The organism is Paraburkholderia sp. Tr-20389 (assembly GCF_017104565.1).
Lineage (GTDB): Bacteria > Pseudomonadota > Gammaproteobacteria > Burkholderiales > Burkholderiaceae > Paraburkholderia.
Genome location: NZ_JAAGPD010000041.1, coordinates 1 through 20,294, shown reverse-complemented (window position 1 = coordinate 20,294; position 20,294 = coordinate 1). Strand labels below are relative to the sequence as shown.

The window sequence follows — 20,294 nt, the reverse complement described above, 5'->3', positions numbered from 1 at the left end:
GACGGTTATGCGCAGCGCTTGATCGGGTCGGCATCGTGACGTCCGCAACGAACCTGCGTGCAGGACGGGCGTGCTATGCTTTTGGGGTCCAGATCGCGGGCCTCGACGGCCGCGCACGAACCGATTCCAGCGGAGAACTACATGTCGAAGCGAACCCGAGCCGCGTTTCAACTCACCGTGGGCGGGCTGCTGCTCGCCGGCGCTGTCGGCGCGCAGGCCGCCAATCTCGGCTTTCTGAACGACACGCCGATTTCCTACATGAAGCAGGCCGACAACGATTCGTTGAAAGCGGCCGCATTCGAAGCGCTCGACAAGAAGCAGGACGGCGAGTCGGCCGCCTGGAACAACGAAGGCTTGCGCAACAGCACGAAAATCGAAGCGCAACTGACGCCCGACGCCACGTCGAAGACGGGCGACCGCACGTGTCGTCAGATGCATGTGGTGTTGAGCGCCAAGGGCCAGTCGATGAATCTGAACCCGCAGTTCTGCCGTGAGGGCACGGGCCGCTGGGTGCTGCAGAAGAAGCATTGAGCGCGCGCACGATTTCTTGCGGCGTCGTTTTGCTCGATCCCGACGGGCGCGTGCTGCTCGCGCACGCGACGGAAACCACGCACTGGGACATTCCGAAGGGGCAGGGTGAGGAAGGCGAAGCGCCGCATGTCACGGCGCTGCGTGAGATGGAGGAGGAAACGGGCCTGACGGTCGAGGCACAGCGCCTGAAAGACCTCGGGCTTTTCGTATATCGACGGGACAAGGATCTGCATCTGTTCGCCGCGCGCGCTCGTGCCGACGAACTCGATCTCACGCGCTGCATCTGCACGTCGATGTTTCCGCGCCGCTCGGACGGCACGATGATCCCTGAAATGGACGCATTCCGCTGGGCCGCGCCCGATGAAGTCGAGCGTTACGCGAGCCGCAGTCTCACGCGGCTCTTTCAGACGACGCTATCGCTCGCCGAGTTGCACCGGTCGCTGAACGCAGCGTAGACCACGCACAGAGGCAGACCGAAACGTCAGTCGAGCGCCTTGTCGTTCGGATGCGCGAACAGCGTGCGCATTTCCGACGACAGCGGGTAGTTCAGATTGATCCCATGCGGCGGAATCGGCTGCGTGAACCAGACGTTGTAAAGCCGCTCGGCCTCGCCCGACGTCTGCATCTTCGAGATGACCCGGTTGACCAGTTCGCGGAACGGCGCGTCGCCCTTGCGGAACATGCATGCGTAGGTTTCGTAGCCGAGCGGCGTGCCTGTCACGATGAAGTCGTCGGGGCGCGGGTCGGTTGCGCGAAAGCCGTACAGAATCGGCTCGTCCATCACGAACGCCACCGCGCGGTCCGCCTTCACGGCCGCAAACGCATCGGAATGATCCTTGGCGCTTGCGATCCGCATGTTCAACTGCTTTTCGCTATTCAACTGGCGCACGAGTCGTTCGTCCGACGTGCCCGCCGTCGTGACGACCGGCTTGCCGGCGAGGTCAGGGAAGTCCGTGATGCCGGCGTTCTTGCGCGCGATCATGCGCACCGCGTACTGGAAGAAGCTGTTCGAAAATGCCGCGACGTTTTCGCGTTCGCGCGTATGCGTGGTCGAGCCGCATTCGAGGTCGATCTGGTTGTTGGCCAGCATCATGAAGCGGTTCGCCGACGTGATGGGGACTTCGCGCACCCGTAGATTGGGCATCGCGAGCGTCTTCTTGATGTCGTCGACGATGGCGAGTGCGATCGTCTGCGAATAGCCGATCGTGCGGTCGCCGTTGGAGTAGGAGAAGGGAATCGATGCTTCGCGTACGCCCAGCGTGATCACGCCGTCGTCGTGAATCTTCTTGAGCGTGCCCGTGAGTTCGTCCGCGTGCGCGGCGGGCGCGAGCGACGCAAGCGCCGCGGCCACGACGGTCGAGATCGCCACCAGCTTGTGTTTGATTGCAACCTTCATTGTTCCCCCTGGGGCCGGCAGCAATCACTCCGGCTGCATCGTCATGCCGCGACATGGCGATGTCCATCGTGCGTCACGCGGGCATGCGCTGGAAGAAGTGCTGCATGCCGCGCATGACGCAACCAGACAATCAGCTTACGCCGGCTTTCCCCAACTGTCGCGCAGACTGACGATCCGGTTGAATACGGGTTTGCCCGGCTTCGTGTCGTATCGGTCGGCGACGAAGTAGCCGTGACGCTCGAACTGATAACGCTGTTCCGGCTCGATGTCGCGCAGACCCGGCTCGACGAACGCCTGCATGATGCGCTTGGAATCGGGATTGAGCGCTTCGAGGAAATCGCGGCCGCCCGCGTCGGGCTGCGCTTCCTTGAACAGGCGATCGTAGATGCGCACTTCGACGGGCACCGCCTGAGTCGCGCTGATCCAGTGGATCGTGCCCTTCACCTTGTAGTTGTTCGCGCCTTCCGTGCCCGAGCGGCTATCCGGGAAGTAGTTGCAGTGCACGGCGATCACGTTGCCGTTCTCGTCCTTTTCCGCGCCCGTGCATTCGACGACATAGCCGTACTTCAGCCGTACCTTGTTGCCGGGGAACAGGCGGAAATAGCCCTTCGGCGCGCTTTCCATGAAGTCTTCGCGCTCGATCCACAGTTCGCGCGAGAACGGGAACGTGCGCACGCCGCGATCCGGGTGATGCGGATGGACGGGCGCGGTGCATTCTTCCGTCTGGCCTTCCGGGTAGTTGTCGATCACGAGCTTCAGCGGATCGAGCACGCAGGTCGCGCGCGGCGCCTTTTCGTCGAGATCGTCGCGCAGCGCGCCTTCGAACACGCTCATGTCGATCCACGAATCGACCTTCGTGATGCCGATGCGCTCGCAGAAGAGCTTGATGCCGTCCGGCGTGAAGCCGCGCCGGCGCACGCCGACGATGGTCGGCATGCGCGGGTCGTCCCAGCCGTCGACATGGCCTTCGTTGACGAGTTGCAGCAGCTTGCGCTTGCTGGTGATCGCATACGTGAGATTCAGACGCGAAAACTCGATCTGTTGCGGCAGCGGACGCGTGAAGATGCCGGCGTCGGCGAGTTCATTGAGGATCCAGTCGTACAGCGGACGGTGATCTTCGAACTCGAGCGTGCACAGCGAATGCGTGATGTTTTCGAGCGCGTCCGAGATGCAATGCGTGTAGTCGTACATCGGATACACGCACCACTTGTCGCCCGTCCGGTAATGGTGGGCGAAGCGGATGCGGTAGATCACCGGGTCGCGCATGTTGAAGTTCGGCGACGACATGTCGATCTTCGCGCGCAGCACGTGCTCGCCTTCCTTGAACTCGCCCGCCTTCATGCGGCGGAAGATGTCCAGGTTCTCTTCGACGCTGCGCTCGCGGAAGCGCGATGGCGTGCCGACTTCCGTCGCCGAGCCGCGGTTCGCGCGCATTTCTTCCGCGCTCTGGCTGTCGACATACGCCTTGCCGCGCGTGATCAGCAACTCGGCGAATTCGTACAGCTTGTCGTAGTAGTCGCTCGCGAAGTACAGGTGCTCCTGCTGCTCCGCCTTCCATTCGAAGCCGAGCCACTTCACGGCGTCGACGATCGAGTCGACGTATTCGAAGCTTTCCTTCTCCGGATTCGTATCGTCGAAGCGCAGATGGCAGATGCCGCCGTAGCTTTGCGCGATGCCGAAGTTCAGGCAGATGCTCTTCGCGTGGCCGATGTGCAGATAACCGTTCGGTTCCGGCGGGAAGCGCGTTTCCACCCGCTGGCCCCACTTTCCGGAGCGGTTGTCGTCGTCGATGATGTTGCGGATGAAATTGGAAACGGGCGCGTCGTTGCGCTCGGCGTCTTTGCGTTCGTTGTTCATGCGAGAAGGAGAAAGTCGGTCCTGGACACTATATGCGTCCGTTAGTCTGTCAATTCTACCTGACGACACATTCGACGACAGTCTTTAGGCTTGCGCGGTGCGGCGCGCAGCCGACATCTGCCGCTTTTTGTCGGTATTCCGCCCGTTTTCGGGGCGCGATCCGCGCTGTAACAGGACGTAAATTGCGTTGGCCAGGCGCGACGCACCCGCTTAGCATGCGTCGCGCTGCGCCGTCCTTCGACTGTGCGCGTGATCGTGGTGTTTGTCTCCACTTTCCTCTGCCATTTTTGTTTGCCGCGCTTCAGCCGGCGACCGGCTTGCCCGGCGCTTTCGCGACGCTCGCGACGCCCTGGCCGCGTTTTTCGGCAGGCGCTGCATTTCCGTTATTCTGTCGTGGCCCGGGCGGACGACGCCCGTCCCGCCGCTTCACGCGACCAGGCCTTGCCGCGAGCCCGCTGTTTTTGGCGCTGCGCACGGGCGAGCCGGTCCACCGATCCCGGAGTTCCTCGGATGTCTCTTCCGACGTTGCGCGCGCCGCGCGCGCTTTCTGGTGCCGATAGGCATGTCGAATCTCATGCGGGCGCCGATGACAGTTCACGTTCTGCCCGCGAGCGCCTGTCTGCCGCGCGCGGATGGGCGCGTCTTGCCACGACGCTGGCGCTCACGGGCACGCTGCTCGCGAGCGTCGTCGCGTCGCCCGCCGTCGACGCGAAAACACCTCAGCCGAAGCCCGTCCTCGACGCGTCCGCGGTCGCCGTGCCCGACCGCTACGCCGCCGATGCCGCGCAGCAGATTCTCGCCGCGGGCGGCAATGCCGTCGACGCCGCCGTCGCGGTTGCGTTCACGCTGGCCGTCACGTACCCGGACGCGGGCAACATCGGCGGCGGCGGGTTCATGACCGTGTATATGGACGGCAAGCCGTACTTCCTCGACTACCGCGAAAAGGCGCCGCAGAGCGCGACCCGTGACATGTACCTCGACGACAAGGGCAACGTGATCAAGGGCATGAGCACCGTGGGGCATCGCGCGGTGGCCGTGCCGGGCACGGTCGACGGCATGTGGGAGGCGCAGAAGCGCTTCGGCAAGCTCAAATGGAAGCAGGTGCTCGCGCCCGCGATCAAGTACGCGACAGACGGCTTCACGGTCGAACCGTGGCTGCAGCAGCGCCGTGAATTCGCGTCGAAGAGCTTCGGCGGCAAGACCAATTTCGATCCGTATTTCTCGAACCTGAAGGCGGGCGTCGTGTTCCGCCAGCCCGAGCTGGCACAGACGCTGACGCGGATCGCGTCCGACGGCGGCCGCGAGTTCTACGAAGGCCAGACGGCCGACCTGATCGCGCGTCAGATGTACGGCCACGGCCTGGTTACCAAGACGGATCTGTTGCAGTACAAGGCCGTGTGGCGTCAGCCCGTGACGGCAAGCTGGAACGGCTACCAGATCGTCACCGCGCCGCCGCCGAGTTCGGGCGGCGTCGGGCTGATCCAGATGCTGAAGATGAAGGCGGACCTGAAGCCGCAATTCGATGGCGTGACGCTCAACTCGGAGCCGTATATCCATTTGGTCGCGCAGATCGAAGACCGCGTGTTCGCCGATCGCCAGCAGTACCTCGGCGATCCCGATTCATACCGTGTGCCCGTCGACAAGCTGATCGACGACGCGTATCTCGCGAAGCGCGCCGAAGGCATCACGCCGGACGAAGTGCCGGGCGCCGCGCCCGTGAAGCCGGGTCTCGGCGATTCGATGCCGGAAAAGGCGCAGACGACGCATTTCTCCGTGGTCGACAAATGGGGCAATGCCGTGTCGAACACGTACACGCTGAACGGGCCGTTCGGTTCGGGCGTGGTGGTCGACGGCGGCGGTTTCGTGCTCAACGACGAGATGGACGATTTCGAGGTGAAAGCGGGTGTGCAGAACCAGTTCGGCGTAACGAGCGGCGACGTCAACACGATCGCGCCGGGCCGCCGGCCGCTGTCGTCGATGACGCCGACGATCCTGCTCAAGGACGGCAAGGTGTCGCTCGTGATCGGCACGCCGGGCGGCTCGCGCATCTTCACGTCGATCTTCCAGGTGATGACGAATCTGTACGACTTCAATATGCCGCCCGCCGATGCGCTTGCCGCGATGCGCTTCCACCATCAACTGCTGCCGCAGAAAACGATCTACTGGGAGCCGTATCGCCCGATCGACGGCGAACTGGCCGAGCAACTGAAGGCTCGCGGCTACACGCTGGAAGGCCAGCTGTTCAACGGCGACGTGCAGATGATCCGCATCGACGGCACGACGCCGCAACCGGCTGCCGATCCGCGCGGCGTCGGCGTGGGTCGTGTGATTCAATAGCGCTGGCGGCGCAGCCGCTTTCCATGAACACACAAAAGCGGGGAATCGAATGACATTGAAGCAGCAGAGCGTGATCGTGTTGCCGGGTTACATGAACTCGGGCGACGGGCACTGGCAGACCCGCTGGGAAGCGCGGTATCCCGGCTTTTCGCGCGCGCCGATGCGCGACTGGGATCATCCCGTCTGCGAAGAATGGTGCGACACGCTCGATGCGACGATTGCCGCTGCCACAGCCCCCGTTCTGCTCGCCGCGCACAGCCTTGGCTGCCTGACGGTCGCGTTCTGGGCCGCGCGCCATGCTTCGAAGGACGCGCTCGCGAAAGTGGCGGGCGCTTTGCTGGTCGCCGTGCCCGATCCGGCCGGCGCCGGATTTCCCGCCGATGCAGCCGGTTTCGACGACGTGCCGATGTTGAAACTGCCGTTTCCGACGATCGTCGTCGCGAGCACCGATGACCCGTATGGCGGCGTGCCGTTCTCGCAGGCCTGCGCGGCGGCGTGGGGCAGCCGCTGGGAGAGCATCGGCCCGCGAGGTCATATCAACGCCGACAGCGGCCTCGGCGACTGGGACGAAGGGCAGAGGTGGCTGGCTTCGATGGCGTGAGTGAAACGCGTCCGCGAGTCAAGCGTGTGAGTCACGTGTTCGAGTCACGCGTGGCGCGCGCAGCAGGCGGCGGCCGAAGCTTCGTCGCCACGGCCTGCACGCCGCCGGCACATTCAGCGCTGCAACGCGTCAGATCACCGACCGGCCCCGCAGCCCGTCGATCTGCTCGTCGCCGTAACCAAGCACCTCACGCAACACCGCTTCCGTATGTTCGCCTAGCGTGGGCGGATGCGCCTGTGCTTCGGGCGGCGTCGCGCTCATGCGGATGGGATTGCGCACCAGCTTGACCGTGCCGCCCGACGGATGCGGCAACTGCACCTGCATGCCGCGTGCGACCACCTGTTCGTTCTCGAACACCTCTTCCAGATCGTTGATCGGGCCGCACGGCACGCCCGCGGCTTCGAGTGCTTCGATCCATTCGTGCTTGCTGCGCGTGCGGACCATCTCCGCGAGGATCGGCACGAGCGTCTCGCGATTGCGCACGCGCGCCGGGTTGGTCGCGAAGCGGTCGTCGTCGGCGAGGCCCGCGCGGTTGCCCGCTTCGACGAACTTGCGGAACTGCCCGTCGTTGCCGACGGCGACGATGATCCAGCTGTCGCTGGTCTGGAACGTCTGATAGGGGACGATGTTCGCGTGCGCGTTGCCCCAGCGCACGGGCGGCTTGCCGCTCGCAAGGAAATTCGAATTCATGTTGGCGAGCATCGCGACCTGCACATCGAGCAGCGCCATGTCGATGTACTGGCCTTCGCCCGTCCGGTCGCGGTGCGCGAGCGCCGTCAGCACGGCCACCGACGAGTACATGCCCGTCATCAGGTCCGCGATCGCGACGCCCGCTTTCTGCGGGCCGCCGCCAGGCAGGTCGTCGCGCTCGCCCGTGATGCTCATGAAGCCGCCGATGCCCTGGATGATGAAGTCGTAGCCCGCGCGCTGCGCGTGCGGCCCCGTCTGGCCGAAGCCCGTCACCGAGCAGTAGATGATGTCCGGCTTCACGGCCTTCAGCGAATCGTAGTCGAGCCCGTACTTCTTCAGTTGCCCGACCTTGTAGTTCTCCAGCACGACATCGCTTTGTGCGGCCAGTTCGCGCACGATCTGCTGGCCTTCGGGCGTGGCGATGTCGACGGTCACGGAGCGCTTGTTGCGGTTCGCCGCGAGATAGTAGGCGGCCTCGCGCGTGTCCGCGCCGTCAGGCGTTTTCAGGTACGGCGGCCCCCAGTGGCGCGTGTCGTCGCCGGCGCCCGGCCGTTCGACCTTGATCACGTCGGCGCCGAAGTCGGCGAGCGTTTGCGCGCACCACGGACCGGCGAGCACGCGGGTGAGATCCAGTACGCGGATATGACTGAGTGCGCCCATATTCTGTCTACGTCTCCAATGTGGTGGGGCACGCGCCGCACGGGCGCTGCCCGATTCGATCGATGTGATGCATCTTAAGCGATCGGCCGCGGCCGGCCTATCCGGCCTGACGGCATAGGACGAATGACAGGCGGGGCCAGGCGCGTTGCCGGGAAGGGGACCTGGCCGGATGGCCGGTGCCGCCCGCGCCGCCGCGCGGGAGCGCCGATCCCGTATAATCGACCGTTCAGGAAACAATCCATTGCGACGGCCGGTAACCCTTCCGCAGCCGTCGGCTCACGCCAGGACCGTCCCCAAAGCACGCTATGAAAGCCGCCGAAATCCGCGAGAAATTCCTCAAGTTCTTCGAATCGAAGGGCCATACGATCGTCCGTTCGTCGAGCCTCGTGCCCGGCAACGACCCGACGCTGCTCTTCACCAATTCGGGCATGGTGCAGTTCAAAGATGTGTTTCTCGGCGCCGAATCGCGTCCGTACTCGCGGGCCACGACGGCGCAGCGCAGCGTGCGCGCGGGCGGCAAGCACAACGACCTGGAAAACGTCGGCTATACCGCGCGTCACCACACGTTCTTCGAAATGCTCGGCAACTTCTCGTTCGGCGACTATTTCAAGCGCGACGCTATCCACTACGCGTGGGAACTGCTGACGGGCGTCTACCAGTTGCCGAAGGAAAAGCTCTGGGTCACCGTCTACCAGGAAGACGACGAAGCCCACGACATCTGGGCGAAGGAAGTCGGCGTGCCCGTCGAGCGCATCATCCGTATCGGCGACAACAAGGGCGCGCGCTACGCATCGGACAACTTCTGGCAGATGGCCGACACCGGCCCGTGCGGTCCGTGCTCGGAAATCTTCTACGACCACGGCCCGGACGTGTGGGGCGGGCCGCCGGGATCGCCGGAAGAAGACGGCGACCGCTACATCGAAATCTGGAACCTCGTGTTCATGCAGTTCAACCGCGACGCCCAGGGCAACATGACGCCGCTGCCCAAGCAGTGCGTGGACACGGGCATGGGTCTGGAGCGTATCGCAGCCGTGCTGCAGCACGTGCACAGCAACTACGAGATCGACCTGTTCCAGGCGCTCATCAAGGCGGCGGCGCGCGAAACGGGCATTGAAGATCTCACGAACAACTCGCTGAAGGTGATCGCCGATCACATCCGCGCATGCTCGTTCCTGATCGTCGACGGCGTGATTCCCGGCAACGAGGGCCGCGGCTACGTGCTGCGCCGGATCGTGCGCCGCGCGATCCGTCACGGCTACAAGCTGGGCCGCAAGGGCTCGTTCTTCCACAAGCTGGTTGGCGACCTCGTCGCGCAGATGGGCGGCGCGTATCCGGAACTGAAGGACGCGGAGCAGCGCGTCACCGACGTTCTGCGCCAGGAAGAAGAGCGCTTCTTCGAGACCATCGAGCACGGCATGTCGATCCTCGAAAGCGCGCTGGCGGACCTCGATTCGAAGGGCGGCAAGACGCTCGACGGCGAAGTCGCGTTCAAGCTGCACGACACCTATGGCTTCCCGCTCGATCTGACGGCTGACGTGTGCCGCGAGCGCGGCGTCACGGTCGACGAACCGGCATTCGATGAAGCCATGGCCCGCCAGCGCGAGCAGGCGCGCGCGGCCGGCAAGTTCAAGATGGCGCAGGGCCTCGAATACACGGGCGCGAAGACCACGTTCCACGGCTATGAAGAGATCGTGTTCGACGACGCGAAGGTCACGGCGCTGTATGTCGACGGCGCGTCCGTCAACGAAGTGACGAAGGGCCAGCAAGCCGTCGTCGTGCTGGATCACACGCCGTTCTACGCGGAGTCGGGCGGCCAGGTCGGCGACCAGGGCGTGCTCGCGAATGCGAGCATCCGCTTTGGCGTCGTCGACACGCTGAAGGTGCAGGCCGACGTCGTGGGCCACCACGGCACGCTGGAGCAGGGCACGCTGAAGGTCGGCGACGTGGTGAAGGCGGAAATCGACGCGATCCGCCGCGCACGCACGGCGCGCAACCACTCGGCCACGCACCTGATGCACAAGGCGCTGCGCGAAGTGCTCGGCGGCCACGTGCAGCAGAAGGGCTCGCTCGTCGACGCGGACAAGACTCGCTTCGACTTCGCGCACAACGCGCCGATGACGGACGACCAGATTCGCCGCGTCGAAGAAATCGTCAACGCCGAAGTGCTGGCGAACGCGCCCGGTATCGTGCGCGTGATGGCGTACGACGAAGCAGTGAAGGGCGGCGCAATGGCGCTGTTCGGCGAAAAGTACGGCGACGAAGTACGCGTGCTCGATCTGGGTTTTTCGCGCGAGCTGTGCGGCGGCACGCACGTGAACCGCACGGGTGACATCGGCTTCTTCAAGATCGTGATGGAAGGTGGTGTCGCGGCGGGTATCCGTCGCGTGGAGGCCATCACGGGCGACAACGCGGTGCGCTTCGTGCAGGAACTGGATACGCGCATCAACGCGGCAGCGGCCGCGCTGAAGGCGCAGCCTTCGGAACTGACGCAGCGCATTTCGATGGTTCAGGACCAGGTGAAGGCGCTGGAAAAGGAACTGGGCGCGCTGAAGTCGAAGCTTGCGGCGAGCCAGGGCGATGAACTGGCCGGCCAGGCCATCGAGGTAGCCGGCGTGCAGGTGCTGGCGGCGACGCTCGAAGGCGCGGACGTCAAGACGCTGCGCGAAACGGTCGACAAGCTGAAGGACAAGCTCAAGAGCGCAGCTATCGTGCTGGCGTCCGTCGAAGGCGGCAAGGTCAGCCTGATCGCGGGCGTCACGGCCGACGCGAGCAAGAAGGTCAAGGCGGGCGAGCTGGTGAACTTCGTCGCGCAGCAGGTCGGCGGCAAGGGTGGTGGCCGTCCGGACATGGCGCAGGCGGGCGGCACCGAGCCGGCCAATCTGCCGGCTGCGCTGGCAGGCGTGAAGGGCTGGGTGGAAGCACAGCTATAAACGCAATGCGGGGTATCGGCCCCGCAAAGGTTGCTTGGCAGCCGCATCCGCATCTGCATAAAGGAAAGCCGCGCGTCTCCTCGACGCGCGGCTTTTTTATCGATCACGCGACGGCTGCGCTCGCGAACCGCTCAGACGGCCGCTCCTTCCGCCGCTTTCTCCTGCAGGTTGCCGCTTGCAACCAGCATCCCGCGCAGTGCATTCAACGCCGACGAAAAATGACCGCGCCGCCAGACCAGCAGCGTGTCGATGCTGCCTAGCTCGTCGAGCGCATGCACGACGATATCGTTCGATTCGGGCAGCAGCGCCAGCACCGAACGCGGCGCGACGGCCACACCCGCGCCCGCCGCCACACACGCGACAATCGCGTGATACGAGCCGAGTTCCAGCACGCGCGCCGGCCGCAGGCCGCGATCCATGTACCACTTCTCGACGTGCACGCGATACGCGCAGCCCGCCTCGAAGGCGATCAGCGTCGATAGCGTGATGTCGCTCGCCTGGCGGATGGGCGGATGGCCGCGCGGCGTCAGCATCACCAGTTCTTCGCGGAACACGGGCTCGACCTCGAACAGGTCGCCGATCCAGCCGGGATCGAGCGGTGTCGCGACGATCGCGGCGTCCACTTCGAACTCGCGCACGCGGTCGATCAGCTTGCCCGTCGTCCCGACCTCCAGTTCCAGCGCGACGTCGGGCCAGGTCTGGTGATAGTGCGCGAGCAGGCCGGGCAACCGGGTCGCGGCGACGCTTTCCATCGTGCCGAGCCGCAGCCGGCCACTCGGCCGCGCGTCCTTGACGGCATGCCGGGCCTCGTCGGCGAGCGCGAGCAGCCGTTCCGCATAGGGCAGCAGCGTTTCGCCCGCGGGCGTCAGCACGAGCCGCCGGCCATCGCGGGTGAAGAGTTCGGTGCCCAGTTGTTCTTCGAGTTGCTTGATACGCGTCGTGACGTTCGATTGCACGCGATTGAGCTTCGCAGCGGCGCGCGTCACGCCGTTTTCGCGCACGACCGCGCGGAAGATCGTGAGGGCGGCAAGATCCATTGATCTCTCCGTGAGATTCGATCTATCCGTATTATTCATTTTATGAGATTGATTGGTCAAGCTAGGATTTGATCCTGAAAGCACCTTGTCGCCATGTCATGTCCTCGATGAACGATCTCGCCTCCCGCGCTTTTGCGCACCGCGCTTCACCCGGCGACGCCCGTCGCGCCGCGCTCGCCTGCATGGCTGCGCTTGCCGTCGCGCTCGGCGTCGGGCGTTTCGCCTTTACGCCGCTGTTGCCGCTGATGCTGCATGGTGGCGAGCTGGACATCAGACACGGCGGCTGGCTCGCTTCGCTCAACTACGCCGGCTATTTCCTCGGCGCAATCGGCTGCGTGGCGCTGCGCATGGATGCGGCGCGGGTCGTGAAAACGGGCCTCGCGTCGACGGTGCTGCTGGTGCTGGCGATGGGCATCACGCACCAGTTCTGGGTCTGGGCCGTGGTGCGCTTCGTTGCGGGCGCGGTGAGCGCGTGGACGTTCGTGTTCGCGTCGCAATGGGGCTTGCGGCGGCTCGCCGAGCTGGGCGCGAACGAATGGGGCGGCGTGATCTATACGGGCCCGGGCTTCGGCATCGCGGGGACGGGTCTGCTGGTCAGCGCGGCGGGCGGGCTCGGGGCCACGGCGGGCTGGCTTGGCTTCGGGCTCGTGTCGGCCGTGCTCGTGGCGCTGGTGTGGCGCGCGTTCGGGACGGTCTCGACGGTTCAGGCAACCGCAAAGCCGAACATCAATGCGGACGCGGGCCCCACGTCGCGGGCGGGTCATGCACATCTGCATCGCGCCGACGCCTTCTGGCTGATCGTCCTCTACGGCGTGCCCGGCTTCGGCTACATCATCACCGCGACGTTCCTGCCCGTGATCGCTCGCGCCGCGTTGCCCGTCGATTCACCCTGGCCCGACCTGTTCTGGCCGATGTTCGGCGGCGCGCTGGTGGCTGGCGCGCTGGCAGGCGCGCGTCTGCCGTCGCATTGGGACAACCGCATGCTGCTGGCCGGCTGCTACGTGCTGCAGGCATTGGGCATCATTGCGGGCATCGTGTCGCCGACGGCGGGAGGCTTCGCGCTCGGCAGCGCACTGATCGGCTTGCCGTTTACGGCGATCACGCTGTTCGCGATGCGCGAAGCGCGCCGGCTGCATGGCGACAACGCAGCGGGCCTGATGGGCTACGCGACGGCGGCGTACGGTCTCGGACAGATCGCGGGCCCGCTCGTCGCCGCGCCGATTGCCGCGCACACCGGCTCGTTCACGCCCGCGCTGTGGCTGGCGGCGTTTGCGTTGATGGCCGGCGCAGTGGGGCTCGTCGCCGTGACGCTGATGCGGCCTGCGCCGCGCGGCTAGGCGAAACGCCCGGCGTCGAAAAGCGCGCGTCCGACCACGCAGCGCAAAGAGGTTCGCGGCGCTTCGCTAAGCCCGCGCAAAAGAGTCATCCGCCAATCTCACGGCCCGCGTCCAACCTCCAGAAACAAATTCACCACCTCCGCACTAAAATGTCCGCTTTCCAGTCATCTTCGCGGGCCCATCGCCGGGCGCGCCGCCTGCCATGCAACATTTCGCGTCGGACAACTACGCCGGGATCTGCCCCGAGGCGCTCGAAGCGCTGATCGCCGCCAACAACAGCGGCCACGAGCCGGCCTATGGCGACGACTCGTGGACGCAGCAGGTCTGCGACCGCCTGCGCACTCTGTTCCAGACCGACTGCGAAGTGTTCTTCGTCTTCAACGGCACGGCCGCCAACTCGCTCGCGCTCGCGTCGCTGTGCCAGTCGTATCACTCGGTGATCTGCCATGAACTCGCGCACATCGAAACGGACGAATGCGGCGGCCCGGAGTTCTTCTCGAACGGCTCGAAGCTGCTGACGGCGCCGGGCGTCGGCGGCAAGCTTACGCCGGACGCCATCGAAGCCGTCGTCACGCGCCGCGCGGACATTCACTATCCGAAGCCCAAGGTCGTCACGCTCACGCAATCGACGGAAGTGGGCACCGTCTACAGCGTGGAAGAAATCCGCGCGATAGCGGCCATCGCGAAGCGGCGTCATCTGAAAGTCCACATGGACGGCGCGCGCTTCGCGAACGCCGTCGCCGCGCTCGACGTGCATCCGTCCGAGATCACGTGGCGCGCGGGTGTCGATGTGCTGTGCTTCGGCGGCACGAAGAACGGCTTGCCCGTCGGCGAGGCGGTGGTGTTCTTCGACCGCGCGCTCGCCGACGACTTCGCATATCGCCTTAAGCAGGCGGGCCAGCTCGCGTCGAAGATGCGCTTCATTTCCGCACCGTGGCTCGGTTTGCTCGACAACGACGTGTGGCTGCGCAACGCACGTCACGCCAACGCGATGGCAAAGCTGATGGAGTCGCGGCTCGCGGAGATTCCGGGCGTGAGCATCATGTTCCCGACGGAGTCGAACGCCGTATTCGCGCAACTGCCGCCGCAGGTCGCGAAGGCGATGCGCACGCAAGGCTGGAAGTTCTACGAGTTCATCGGCGCGGGCGGCTGCCGGCTGATGTGCGCGTGGGATACGCAGCCGGAGACGGTCGAGCGCTTCGTCGCCGAAGTGCGCGCACTGTGCGCAGCTTGAGACAGACCTCAACGCCGTTCGCCGTCGTGTTCCCAGTCATCCGCAAGCGATAACAAAGGAAAGGAGACGCATCGACATGGCCTACATCTACTATCTGACGCACATTCATCTCGGCTACGATGCGCTCGCGCAATTGCCCGCCGAATGCGAGCGAGCGGGCATCGGACGGCCGCTGGTAGTGACGGACAAGGGCGTGATGGCGGCGGGCGTCGCGCAGCAGGCAATCGATGCGTTGAAGGTGCCCGGCGTGCCCATCTTCGACGACACACCGTCGAACCCGACGGAAGCGATGGTGATGGCGGCCGTGCAGCGCTACCGCGACGAAGGCTGCGATGGACTGATCGCCATCGGCGGCGGCTCGTCGATCGATCTGGCCAAAGGCGTTGCGATCATGGCGACGCATCCGGGCGCGATGACGGACTACGCGACCATCGAAGGCGGCAGCGCGAAGATCACCGACAAGGCCGCGCCACTGATCGCGATTCCGACGACGGCGGGCACGGGCAGCGAAGTGGCGCGCGGCGCAATCGTGATCCTGAACGACGGCCGCAAGCTCGGCTTCCATTCGTGGCATCTGCTGCCGAAGGCGGCGATCTGCGATCCCGGTCTCACGCTCGGCCTGCCGCCGATGCTGACGGCCGCCACCGGCATGGACGCGATCGCGCACTGCATCGAAACGTTTCTTGCGCCGTCGTTCAATCCGCCTGCCGACGGCATTGCGCTCGACGGCCTGGAGCGCGCCTGGGCGAACATCGAACTCGCGACGCACGACGGCCAGCACCGCGACGCGCGGCTCAACATGATGAGCGCGTCGATGCAGGGCGCGATGGCGTTCCAGAAAGGACTCGGCTGCGTGCATTCGCTGTCGCATCCGCTCGGCGGCGTGCCTGTCAACGGACGCACGTCGCTGCATCACGGCACGCTGAACGCCGTCGTGCTGCCCGCCGTGCTGCACTTCAACGAAAGCGCGGAGACGGTGGTCGCGAATCGCCGCTATGCGCGCATGCGCCGCGTGATGAATCTGTCCGACGATGCCGATCTCGCGCAGGCGCTGCACGACATGACGGCGCGGCTCGGGCTGCCGACGGGCCTGCGGCAAATGGGCGTCGACGAAAGCGCGTTCGACAAGGTGATCAAGGGTGCGCTCGCCGATCATTGCCACAAGACGAATCCGCGCGAAGCCACGGCGGACGACTACCGGCGCATGCTTCAGGAGTCCATGTAGACGCCACGCCGCCCATTCATTCAACCGAACACGACATGAACAAACCCGCTCCCGCGCCGCGCACGGCCTATCCGCACTTTCTTCCCATCGGCACGCGCTGGATGGACAACGATATCTACGGCCACGTGAACAACGTCGTCTATTACAGCTACTTCGATACGGTCGTGAACGAGTATCTGATTCGCACGGGTGCGCTCGATATCGAACACAGCACGACGATCGGTCTCGTCGTCGAAACGCAGTGCAACTACTTTGCGCCGATCGTGTTCCCGGACCGCATCGATGCGGGACTGCGCGTCGTGCGCCTCGGCACGTCGAGCGTGCGTTACGAAGTCGGGCTGTTCACGGAAGGCGACGCTCAACCCGCGGCGCAAGGGCATTTCGTGCATGTCTACGTGGATCGCGAGACGCGCCGCCCGGTTGCGCTGTCCGACGCGCTGCGTGCCGCGCTCGAACCGCTCGTCGTGCAAACCGCGCAGGCGGACTGACGCGTGCAGTCGTTCGTGATCGATGCGCTGAACGGCGTGAGCTACGGCTTGCTGCTGTTCATGCTGTCGGCGGGATTGACGCTGATTTTCAGCATGCTCGGCGTGCTGAATTTCGCGCACGCGAGCTTCTACATGCTCGGCGCGTACGTCGGTTTTTCCGTCGCGGCGCGCGCGGGTTTCTGGTGGGCGCTCGTGGTTGCGCCGCTCGCCGTCGGGCTGATGGGCGCGGCGCTCGAACGGTGGCTGCTGCGGCGCGTGCGGCCGCATGGGCATCTGGCCGAATTGCTGCTGACGTTCGGCGCGGCCTATCTGATCGGCGAAGGCGTCAAGCTCGTCTGGGGCTTGCAGGCGTTGAGCGTCGCCGTGCCGACGGCGCTCGACGGCCCGTTGTTCGACGTCTACGGCCTCGCGTTTTCGCGTTATCGCGCGTTCATGATGGCCGTCGCGCTCGCGATGCTGATCGTGCTGGTTGCGATGCTGCGCGTGTCGAAAGCGGGGCTGATCGTGCGCGCGGCGCTGACGCATCCGCAAGCCGTCGAAGCGCTCGGCCATGACGTGCCGCGCGTGTTCACCTGGGTCTTTGCGGCGGGCACGGGGCTCGCCGCGCTCGCGGGCGTGATCGGCGCGCCGCTCTTCGTGGTCGAACCGGCGATGGCCGAATCGGTGGGATCGATTGTGTTCGTCGTGGTCGTGATCGGCGGGTTGGGGTCGTTGAGCGGCGCGCTGGTGGCGTCGCTCGTGATCGGCTGCGTGCAGACCTTCGCGGTCTCGACGGATGTGCAACTCGGCGAACTGCTGGGCGATCTGAGCGGCGACACCGGCGCTTCACTGCCTGCCGCGTGGAGCGCGCTGACGCTCGCGCAGCTTGCGCCGCTCGTACCGTATCTGCTGCTGGTCGCGATGCTCGCCGTTCGTGCGCGCGGCTTCTTCGGACAACGCGACGACGATGCGTGACGAGATCGACGGACACGACACGGCGCGTGCTTCCTCGCGTGTGCCGAGCTGGCGCGTGGCGCTGCCGTGGGCCGCGCTCACGCTGCTGCTCATCGTGCCGCCGTGCGTGTCGACGCAAAGCTGGCTCGTCGCGTGGCTCGCGCAGACGGCCGCGATGATTGTCTTCGCGCTGTCGTACAACCTGCTGCTCGGCGGCGCGGGGCTGCTGTCGTTCGGACATGCAGCTTCGTCGGGCATCGGTGCGCTGATCGCCGCGCAACTGTTCAATCGCTTCGGACTGCCGTTGCCCTTGCTGCCACTGCTGGGCGGTATCGGCGGCGCGTTGTTCGGCGCGCTGTACGGCCTCGTCGCGACACGCCGTTCGGGGACGGCATTCGCGATGATCACACTCGGCATCGGCGAACTCGTTGCCGCCGCGGCCTGGACCTTGCCGGACTGGTTCGGCGGCGAAGCGGGCGTCGCGATCGACCGCACGTCGGGCATCGCGCTGCCGGGCATCACGTTCGGCCCTGCACGCGAAGCGTATGCGTTGATCGCGGTATGGTGCGTGCTCGCCGTGATCGCGATGTACGCGCTGTCGCGCACGCCGTTCATGCGGCTCGCGAATGCCGTGCGCGACAACCCGGTGCGCGCGGCGGCCATCGGCTGCTATCCGCGCCGCGTGCGTTACGAGGTGGTCGTGTGGTCGTCGTTTTTTGCGGGCATCGCTGGCACGCTCGGGCTGATCAATGTCGAACTGGTGTCGACGGAAAGCGTCGGCATGCTGCGCTCGGGGTCGGTGCTGATCGCGACGGTGATCGGCGGAAGCGGAGCGTTTTTCGGGCCGGTCGCGGGCGCCGTCGTGCTGACGTTTTTCAGCGTCGTCGTGGCGAGCGCGACGCGCGCGTGGCTGCTGTATCTCGGGCTCTTCTTCGTGGCCGTCGTGATGGTGTCGCCTGACGGCATCGCGGGATGGTTGCGGCGTCAGGCCGAGCGTATCGCGCGCGACGGCTGGAGGGGCTGTCTGCCGTGGCTTGCCTGTCGCATCTTGAGTGCATGCGCGTGGTCGCTCGCTGTCGCGCTCGCGGTGCAATGGGCCTACGCGCGGCGTTTCGGCACGCAAGAGCACACGAGTTTTTTTGCTTCCATGAATGCTGTCTGGCTTGCGGCAGCCGTGCCGTGTCTCGCCGCCATCGGCTGGCTGACGATGAACGTGGCGGCGCGTCGGGATCGTGCGCTTGCGGCCGATGTTTCTGCGGGAGTGCGCGAATGATCCCTGCGATCGCCGTGCGCCGCCTCCATAAGCGCTTCGGCGCGACGCGCATTCTGCGCGGCATCGATCTGCATGTCGAACCGCATGAGCGGCACGCGCTGATCGGTCCGAACGGCGCGGGCAAGTCGACGCTCTTCAATCTGATCGCGGGCGCGGCGCGGCCGAGCGCGGGGCGCATCGAACTGTACGGCGCCGACATCACGCGACTCGCGCCCGCCGCGATCTGCCGGCGCGGACTTGCCCGCAGTTTTCAGACGACGCGTTTCTTCGCGAAGCTCAGCGTGTTCGACAACCTGCGCTGTGCCGCGCAGATCGCGAATCGCGACCGCATGCGCTGGTGGCAGCGCTACACGACGACACGCGAAGCCGACGGGCACGCCGAGGCCGTGCTCGAATCGGTCGGGCTAGGAGGACGGCGCGACGCGATCGCGGGCACGTTGAGTTACGCGGAGCAACGCGCGCTCGATCTGGGGCTGGCGCTCGCGAGCGGCGCGCATACGCTGCTGCTCGACGAGCCGACGGCGGGCATGAACCGCGCCGAGGCCGCGCGTGCCGTCGAACTGATCCGCAATGCAACGGCGGGGCGCACGCTGCTGATGGTCGAGCACGACATGGACGTCGTATTCGGTCTCGCCGATCGCATCAGCGTGCTCGTGCAAGGCGAGGTGATCGCGACGGGTACGCCGGACGCGATCCGCGTCGATCCCGCCGTGCGCGCCGCGTATCTCGGCGACGTGGGCGACATCGGCGAGCCGACGCGGGGGGCCACGCGATGACCCCATTGTTGGAGATTCGCGATCTGTGCGCATGGTATGGCGCGAGTCAGGCGCTGCACGGCGTGAACCTGCGGATCGAAGCGGGCGAGGCCGTCGCACTCGCGGGCCGCAACGGTTCGGGTCGCTCGACGCTCGCAAAGGCGATCATGGGCATGGTGCGCACGCAGGGCGCGATGTGCTTTGCGGGGAAATCGCTTGAAGGGCAGCGCACCTTCGAAATCGCGCGGCTCGGCATCGGCTACGTGCCGGAACAGCGCGACGTGTTCCCGACGCTCACCGTGCGTGAGAACCTGCAACTCGGTATCAAGCCGCGCAACGGCAAACGCGCTGTGCGCTTCTCGCTCGACGATGCGCACACGCTGTTCCCCGTGCTGCGCGAGCGCGCACGCACGAAAGCGGGGGCGTTGTCGGGCGGCGAGCAGCAGATGCTGTCCGTGGCGCGCGCGCTGCTGGGCGATCCCGATCTCGTTGTGATCGACGAACCGGCGGAAGGGCTCGCGGGTCAGGTCGTCGCGCAGCTTGCCGGTGCGCTAAAGCTGTTGCGCGAGCGCGGCGTCTCACTGCTGCTGATCGAGCAGCGGCTCGTGATCGCGGATCGCATCGCGAGCCGGATCGCCGTGATGGGACATGGCGAGATTGTGTTCGACGGCACGCTGGAATCGTTTCGGCGCCGTGCCGACGTGATGCAGGAATGGCTCGGTGTGGGCTGATCGCGCAGCGCGTCATTTCTGTTCGCTGTTTGATCCAATCTTTCTCTGGTCTGCGAAGCGCCGTGCGATAGGCCTTTGCGACGCGGGTCCCGCATCCGCGGTTTGCTTTTGCACTCTCGTTGGCATCCGCGGTTTGTCTCTGGTTTGCTGGCGTTGCCCCTGTGCGGGGCGGCACTTACTTTCTTTGCCGCCGCAAAGAAAGTAAGCAAAGAAAGCGGGCTCACACCGCCAATCCTTGTTCCTGCCTGCGGGCCCCCAACAGTTCTTACGCTTCACGCG

At 65.6% G+C, this 20,294-nt stretch carries 17 protein-coding genes; 13 read left to right on the top strand and 4 right to left on the bottom strand.

All coding sequences use genetic code 11. The annotated features are described in order from the left end of the window. Positions 1-141: 141 nt before the first annotated feature. Together G3N95_RS30490 and G3N95_RS30485 are read left to right on the top strand one after the other, a co-directional pair. Positions 142-531, top strand: coding sequence for a hypothetical protein (locus G3N95_RS30490; protein WP_205973823.1), 390 nt, complete (start codon positions 142-144; stop codon positions 529-531). Then, a complete protein-coding gene (locus G3N95_RS30485; protein ID WP_205973822.1) occupies positions 528-986 on the top strand; it encodes an NUDIX hydrolase in 459 nt (152 codons plus the stop codon). The genes G3N95_RS30490 and G3N95_RS30485 overlap by 4 nt, the downstream gene beginning before the upstream one ends. Positions 987-1,012: 26 nt before the next feature. On the opposite strand, the gene G3N95_RS30480 is transcribed toward G3N95_RS30485, so the two are convergent. After that, positions 1,013-1,927: a transporter substrate-binding domain-containing protein gene (locus G3N95_RS30480; protein WP_205973821.1), complete on the bottom strand. Its 915-nt coding sequence runs from the start codon at positions 1,925-1,927 to the stop codon at positions 1,013-1,015. Between the two features lie 135 nt (positions 1,928-2,062). Beyond that, positions 2,063-3,784 carry a glutamine--tRNA ligase/YqeY domain fusion protein gene (locus G3N95_RS30475; protein WP_205973820.1) on the bottom strand — a complete coding sequence of 574 codons (1,722 nt, stop codon included), beginning with the start codon at positions 3,782-3,784 and terminating at the stop codon, positions 2,063-2,065. A 510-nt stretch (positions 3,785-4,294) separates the two neighbouring features. Between G3N95_RS30475 and ggt the strand changes: the two genes are divergently transcribed. Together ggt and G3N95_RS30465 are read left to right on the top strand one after the other, a co-directional pair. Next, the gene (gene ggt / locus G3N95_RS30470; protein ID WP_205973819.1) at positions 4,295-6,121 is read left to right on the top strand and encodes a gamma-glutamyltransferase; all 1,827 of its coding nucleotides are present in this window, start codon (positions 4,295-4,297) and stop codon (positions 6,119-6,121) included. Between the two features lie 49 nt (positions 6,122-6,170). Beyond that, entirely contained in the window at positions 6,171-6,722 is a 552-nt protein-coding gene (locus G3N95_RS30465) for an alpha/beta hydrolase (protein WP_205973818.1), read from the top strand. Between the two features lie 129 nt (positions 6,723-6,851). On the opposite strand, the gene G3N95_RS30460 is transcribed toward G3N95_RS30465, so the two are convergent. Continuing rightward, the gene (locus G3N95_RS30460) at positions 6,852-8,072 is read right to left on the bottom strand and encodes a CaiB/BaiF CoA-transferase family protein (protein ID WP_205973817.1); all 1,221 of its coding nucleotides are present in this window, start codon (positions 8,070-8,072) and stop codon (positions 6,852-6,854) included. 305 nt (positions 8,073-8,377) lie between these two features. Between G3N95_RS30460 and alaS the strand changes: the two genes are divergently transcribed. After that, positions 8,378-11,002 carry an alanine--tRNA ligase gene (gene alaS / locus G3N95_RS30455; protein ID WP_205973816.1) on the top strand — a complete coding sequence of 875 codons (2,625 nt, stop codon included), beginning with the start codon at positions 8,378-8,380 and terminating at the stop codon, positions 11,000-11,002. A gap of 131 nt (positions 11,003-11,133) precedes the next feature. On the opposite strand, the gene G3N95_RS30450 is transcribed toward alaS, so the two are convergent. After that, a complete protein-coding gene (locus G3N95_RS30450; RefSeq protein WP_205973815.1) occupies positions 11,134-12,039 on the bottom strand; it encodes a LysR substrate-binding domain-containing protein in 906 nt (301 codons plus the stop codon). Between the two features lie 107 nt (positions 12,040-12,146). On the opposite strand from G3N95_RS30450, the gene G3N95_RS30445 reads away from it, so the two are divergent. The 8 genes from G3N95_RS30445 to G3N95_RS30410 all read left to right on the top strand — a co-directional run bounded on the left by G3N95_RS30445 (position 12,147) and on the right by G3N95_RS30410 (position 20,015). Then, positions 12,147-13,376, top strand: a complete 1,230-nt coding sequence (locus G3N95_RS30445; RefSeq protein WP_205973897.1) for a YbfB/YjiJ family MFS transporter — start codon at positions 12,147-12,149, stop codon at positions 13,374-13,376. 202 nt (positions 13,377-13,578) lie between these two features. Continuing rightward, positions 13,579-14,610, top strand: coding sequence for a low specificity L-threonine aldolase (locus G3N95_RS30440; RefSeq protein WP_205973814.1), 1,032 nt, complete (start codon positions 13,579-13,581; stop codon positions 14,608-14,610). Between the two features lie 76 nt (positions 14,611-14,686). Further along, complete coding sequence (locus G3N95_RS30435; protein WP_205973813.1) at positions 14,687-15,835, top strand: iron-containing alcohol dehydrogenase; 1,149 nt, start codon at positions 14,687-14,689, stop codon at positions 15,833-15,835. Positions 15,836-15,870: 35 nt separating this feature from the next. Further along, positions 15,871-16,323: a thioesterase family protein gene (locus tag G3N95_RS30430; protein ID WP_205973812.1), complete on the top strand. Its 453-nt coding sequence runs from the start codon at positions 15,871-15,873 to the stop codon at positions 16,321-16,323. 3 nt (positions 16,324-16,326) lie between these two features. Next, positions 16,327-17,277, top strand: coding sequence for a branched-chain amino acid ABC transporter permease (locus G3N95_RS30425; RefSeq protein ID WP_205973811.1), 951 nt, complete (start codon positions 16,327-16,329; stop codon positions 17,275-17,277). Beyond that, complete coding sequence (locus G3N95_RS30420; protein ID WP_205973810.1) at positions 17,270-18,529, top strand: branched-chain amino acid ABC transporter permease; 1,260 nt, start codon at positions 17,270-17,272, stop codon at positions 18,527-18,529. Before G3N95_RS30425 ends, G3N95_RS30420 begins: the two co-directional genes overlap by 8 nt. Further along, a complete protein-coding gene (locus G3N95_RS30415; RefSeq protein WP_205973809.1) occupies positions 18,526-19,305 on the top strand; it encodes an ABC transporter ATP-binding protein in 780 nt (259 codons plus the stop codon). The genes G3N95_RS30420 and G3N95_RS30415 overlap by 4 nt, the downstream gene beginning before the upstream one ends. Next, positions 19,302-20,015, top strand: coding sequence for an ABC transporter ATP-binding protein (locus G3N95_RS30410; RefSeq protein ID WP_205973808.1), 714 nt, complete (start codon positions 19,302-19,304; stop codon positions 20,013-20,015). Before G3N95_RS30415 ends, G3N95_RS30410 begins: the two co-directional genes overlap by 4 nt. Positions 20,016-20,294 lie beyond the last annotated feature (279 nt).

Excerpts from the sequence above, each read along its gene's own strand:
- G3N95_RS30490 (WP_205973823.1), top strand. The coding sequence starts at position 142 with ATGTCGAAGCGAACCCGAGCCGCGTTTCAACTCACCGTGGGCGGGCTG.
- G3N95_RS30445 (WP_205973897.1), top strand. The coding sequence starts at position 12,147 with ATGAACGATCTCGCCTCCCGCGCTTTTGCGCACCGCGCTTCACCCGGC.
- G3N95_RS30465 (WP_205973818.1), top strand. The coding sequence starts at position 6,171 with ATGACATTGAAGCAGCAGAGCGTGATCGTGTTGCCGGGTTACATGAAC.
- G3N95_RS30475 (WP_205973820.1), bottom strand. The coding sequence starts at position 3,784 with ATGAACAACGAACGCAAAGACGCCGAGCGCAACGACGCGCCCGTTTCC.
- G3N95_RS30450 (WP_205973815.1), bottom strand. The coding sequence starts at position 12,039 with ATGGATCTTGCCGCCCTCACGATCTTCCGCGCGGTCGTGCGCGAAAAC.
- G3N95_RS30415 (WP_205973809.1), top strand. The coding sequence starts at position 18,526 with ATGATCCCTGCGATCGCCGTGCGCCGCCTCCATAAGCGCTTCGGCGCG.
- ggt (WP_205973819.1), top strand. The coding sequence starts at position 4,295 with ATGTCTCTTCCGACGTTGCGCGCGCCGCGCGCGCTTTCTGGTGCCGAT.
- G3N95_RS30480 (WP_205973821.1), bottom strand. The coding sequence starts at position 1,927 with ATGAAGGTTGCAATCAAACACAAGCTGGTGGCGATCTCGACCGTCGTG.
- G3N95_RS30410 (WP_205973808.1), top strand. The coding sequence starts at position 19,302 with ATGACCCCATTGTTGGAGATTCGCGATCTGTGCGCATGGTATGGCGCG.
- G3N95_RS30420 (WP_205973810.1), top strand. The coding sequence starts at position 17,270 with ATGCGTGACGAGATCGACGGACACGACACGGCGCGTGCTTCCTCGCGT.
- G3N95_RS30435 (WP_205973813.1), top strand. The coding sequence starts at position 14,687 with ATGGCCTACATCTACTATCTGACGCACATTCATCTCGGCTACGATGCG.
- G3N95_RS30460 (WP_205973817.1), bottom strand. The coding sequence starts at position 8,072 with ATGGGCGCACTCAGTCATATCCGCGTACTGGATCTCACCCGCGTGCTC.
- G3N95_RS30430 (WP_205973812.1), top strand. The coding sequence starts at position 15,871 with ATGAACAAACCCGCTCCCGCGCCGCGCACGGCCTATCCGCACTTTCTT.
- G3N95_RS30440 (WP_205973814.1), top strand. The coding sequence starts at position 13,579 with ATGCAACATTTCGCGTCGGACAACTACGCCGGGATCTGCCCCGAGGCG.
- alaS (WP_205973816.1), top strand. The coding sequence starts at position 8,378 with ATGAAAGCCGCCGAAATCCGCGAGAAATTCCTCAAGTTCTTCGAATCG.